Source organism: Actinotalea ferrariae (assembly GCF_019733465.1).
GTDB lineage: Bacteria > Actinomycetota > Actinomycetes > Actinomycetales > Cellulomonadaceae > Actinotalea > Actinotalea ferrariae_A.
Genome location: NZ_JACVQL010000233.1, coordinates 1 through 2,490 on the forward strand (window position 1 = coordinate 1; position 2,490 = coordinate 2,490).

The window sequence follows — 2,490 nt, forward strand, 5'->3', positions numbered from 1 at the left end:
CACCCAGTGTCAACCGACCTTGCAGCAGTCCCACTGGACCCCTGGGCATACGTAGCGCCGCCGCAGCTACTCGTCCGGGTAGTCGTCGTAGACGTCGAGCCACAGGTCGCCGGGTAGCTGCAGGATGCGACCCATGAGCGGCCGCCCCATCTCTACCGTGTGCTCTGTGGCGTGAGATCCGACGTAGCAAGACCAGTTGGCCCAGTAGCCGTCGTCGACGAGCCGCCAGAGTTCGGCAGCGTGCGGCTCTAGTCGGTCGAGAACTCGGCCTAACGCTTCTTGGAGCTCGACCTCTTCTGCGACGCCGGACGCCGAGGAGCACACTGACCACCGCCGGTCCAGCGCTTGCTCGCCCAGCCTCGCGGCTCGGTGATCGGTCCTCGGTGCGGGAGCCGGCGTGGACTCGAGCACCTCGGCGAGCGTCACGGACAGTGGACCAGGGCCGTAGAGACGGAACGTAGCCATCGTGCGCACGCGACCGAGTATGACGCTGACCTAGCACGTCCGTCCGGTCGCGCAGCACAGTCCTGGGCGTGACCGCAATCTTGCGGGCGTACCGGTCAGCGGCATGACCGTGCGGTCGCCAGCGTGCTGGCGAGCGAGACGGGCCGTGCTCTGCGGCTCGTTCGGCGTGGTGCGCGGGTCAGTCCGGCGCCATCGGCATGGTCGGATTCAGTGCCCAAGCGACGAACCGTTCGCGGTCATGGTCGGGAATGGGAAGCACCGTGTCGCGGCGCCACAGCACCCGGCCGTGCCCGCAGGTGCGTAGCCCCTCGTACATCGGCAGCTCGTCACCGATGGCGACGCAGCTCCATGCGGCCACCATCTGGGGGAAGGGCGGCACGATCACGGCGCGGACCTCGTCGCCCGGAAAGACCTTGTCTTTCGAGAAGGCGAGGACCGGCGCGCCCGTCTGCTCGGGAGCCGTCATCTGCGGCAGACCCCAGTTGGGTCGGTACGCCCACCGCGCTCCGCGATCGCTCCCGCGGAGGATCGGAGTCTGTCGACCACCTCCAGCCGTCGTCGTGAGCCGGAGCAGCACGCCGAACGCGTAGGTCCTCTCGCCTGCCATAGCCCGAGCGTAGGAGCGGCTGTTGTCACGGAAGCTGCGCGTCGGTACCGAGCGCGCGATTTCGGATCGGTCAGCGGCAACACCGTCCGGTCGTTGGGAACCGGTCGACCCGGCGGCAGGGCATCCGCTGCGAGGCTTGCCTCAAGGCAGATCGAGTGCGGCGAGACGCTGGAAGATCCCGGTCAGGTGGGCAAGGTCGTGCCATATGACTAGGTCGCGCCGCTCGGGCATCTGGTCGGTCGGTGACGGCGCTAGCTCGTCGACCAGCTCGACGTCGTCGACGAGGCTTCCGATGGTGAACGACGTCGGATCAGGTGTGGTGCCGACGTCATACGTCGTTGCGGCTGGCATGACGTAGTAGTAGTCGGCGCCCAAGTCGACGACGGGGCCGTGCTTATCGGCTACGTCATCGAGCACCCGGTCGATGGCCGCCCGTAGCTGCTCGATCGACACAGTCGTGGAGACGCTCATGGAGCAAGCATGGTCGGTCGGCCGCCCCGGATTGTCACGCTCCGCGGCTGCGACCCCATCCACCGTGCTCACACCGCTCGAGCCCTCGTTGAACTCCGGGCATTCGGTCAGCGGCATGACCGTGCGGTCACTGTGGACCTCTCAGGCACGCTCACCGGGTCATCCCCGCTTGCAACCGGCCGCCCATAGGTGCGAGCAGCTCGTCCGCCTGTCTGACGAAGGAAACGGCATCGCCGCTGACGAGCGTCTCGATCAGCGACTGTGCCCGCGCGTCGTCCCACTGCCGCAGTCGGCGCACCAGCCACTTGCCTGACCCCAGCCAGCAGCCGTCCGCCAGGAGCACAAGCTCGGCGAGCGACGAGAAGGCGTTCGCTAGAAGGAGCGCACGCTCGCCGGCGTCGGTGGCATCGCTCAGGTCATCAAGCACGCTGCTCACGAGGTAGCGACGAAGGTCGAGTGAGTGCTTGTCGATCGCAGGACCAGAAGCGAGGGTGTGCGCGGCCCACTGCCGAAGCGTCGTGAGCTCTGGGCTCGATCGCAGCACCGCGCCCTCGGTGATCATTGTCAAGATCACGGGTCGGTGGTGGGCGACTTCGCGCGCCGCCCAGGCGCGGAACGCGTCCGGCGTGTAAGCGAACACCTCGACAAGACGCCCAGCATGTTCGTACATGGCCGCGAGACTGGTCCTCCCCGTCTCGAACATGACGCCAGGCCCGATGAGCAAGAGGTCAAGGTCACTCGTCGCGGTGTCGTTCCCAGCGGCGATGCTTCCCGCGAGGACGACACCGTGCGCATCGGGGAAGGTCCCCGCGACGAAGGAGCGCGCCAGTTCCGTCATGCGGCCGTCGATGGTCACGGCGTCAGCGTAGGGACCGGCCGGGTCGGCAGCCGGTCGCGATCGTGCATTCCCGCGAAGCACGGTCATCGGCTACTTGTGTCATTGACCT

General features: G+C 67.3%; 4 protein-coding genes. All 4 read right to left on the bottom strand.

Going from position 1 to position 2,490, the window contains the following annotated elements; genetic code table 11:
• Window positions 1-66: 66 nt before the first annotated feature.
• A complete protein-coding gene (locus ICW40_RS16485) occupies window positions 67-465 on the bottom strand; it encodes a DUF4279 domain-containing protein (RefSeq protein WP_221655101.1) in 399 nt (132 codons plus the stop codon).
• Between the two features lie 178 nt (window positions 466-643).
• Window positions 644-1,072: a hypothetical protein gene (locus ICW40_RS16490; RefSeq protein ID WP_221655102.1), complete on the bottom strand. Its 429-nt coding sequence runs from the start codon at window positions 1,070-1,072 to the stop codon at window positions 644-646.
• Between the two features lie 141 nt (window positions 1,073-1,213).
• Window positions 1,214-1,543 (bottom strand): hypothetical protein, encoded by a 330-nt coding sequence (locus ICW40_RS16495; protein ID WP_221655103.1) that lies wholly within the window; start codon window positions 1,541-1,543, stop codon window positions 1,214-1,216.
• 151 nt (window positions 1,544-1,694) lie between these two features.
• The gene (locus ICW40_RS16500; protein ID WP_221655104.1) at window positions 1,695-2,399 is read right to left on the bottom strand and encodes a nucleotidyltransferase domain-containing protein; all 705 of its coding nucleotides are present in this window, start codon (window positions 2,397-2,399) and stop codon (window positions 1,695-1,697) included.
• Window positions 2,400-2,490: the final 91 nt, after the last annotated feature.

Bases quoted from the DNA above. Each gene is read 5' to 3' on its own strand.
- ICW40_RS16485 (WP_221655101.1), bottom strand. From the start codon at position 465: ATGGCTACGTTCCGTCTCTACGGCCCTGGTCCACTGTCCGTGACGCTC.
- ICW40_RS16490 (WP_221655102.1), bottom strand. From the start codon at position 1,072: ATGGCAGGCGAGAGGACCTACGCGTTCGGCGTGCTGCTCCGGCTCACG.
- ICW40_RS16495 (WP_221655103.1), bottom strand. From the start codon at position 1,543: ATGAGCGTCTCCACGACTGTGTCGATCGAGCAGCTACGGGCGGCCATC.